General features: G+C 73.8%; 2 protein-coding genes. Both read left to right on the top strand.

From position 1 onward, the window contains the following. A partial coding sequence (minC, locus tag VQ03_RS30330) for a septum site-determining protein MinC (protein ID WP_048454657.1) occupies nt 1–507 on the top strand: 507 nt, incomplete at its 5' end. A gap of 144 nt (nt 508–651) precedes the next feature. Beyond that, nucleotides 652–771: nucleotide-binding protein (locus VQ03_RS32435; RefSeq protein WP_157064333.1), on the top strand; the 120-nt coding region annotated here is incomplete at its 3' end.

The raw sequence follows: 771 nt of genomic DNA on the forward strand, positions 1-771 counted from the left end.
GCCGAGCCGGCCTGGCTCGGCCCGGCGCTGCCGCCGCTGCTGAGCGGAGGCCGCCCGGCCGAGATGGCGGCGCCGGAGGCAGCCAAGCCGCCGGAGGCCGCCAAGCCGCCGGAGGCCGCCAAGCCGCCGGAGGCCGCCAAGCCTGCGGAGGCCGCCAAGCCGCCTGAGCCGCGCAAGCCGAACTCCCTCGTCCTCGAGACGCCCCTGCGCTCCGGCCAGTCGGTGTATCACCCCGAGGGCGATGTGACGGTGATGGGCTCGGTCGCCTCCGGCGCCGAGATCCTGGCCGGCGGCTCGATCCACGTCTACGGGGCGCTGCGCGGCCGCGCCATCGCAGGGGCGGGCGGCAATCCCCGGGCCCGCATCTGCTGCCGCAAGTTCGAGCCCGAGCTGATCGGCATCGACGGCCTGTTCCGCACCGCCGACACCACCGACCCGAAGCTGCGCAAGAAGGCGGTCCAGGTCTGGCTCGAGGGCGAAACCCTCCGCATGGCCGCCCTCGACTGAACGAAGCCGCGAGACGACCGGACGGCTCCCGCGGGCGACATCCGCCCCGGCCCGCCCGGTGAGACACCGACAACCCCGTGAGCGCGCGACCCGGACCTCGCTCCGGCCGCCGCATCATCCCGATTGCTCGGGGGAGCATTTTCCATGGCCAAGATCATAGTGGTGACGTCCGGCAAGGGCGGGGTGGGCAAGACCACCACGACGGCGGCGCTCGGTGCCGCCCTCGCCCAGGCCGGGCAGAATGTCTGCGTGGTCGACTTCGAT

The sequence above is a fragment of the Methylobacterium tarhaniae genome, from assembly GCF_001043955.1.
Taxonomy (GTDB): Bacteria; Pseudomonadota; Alphaproteobacteria; order Rhizobiales; family Beijerinckiaceae; genus Methylobacterium; species Methylobacterium tarhaniae.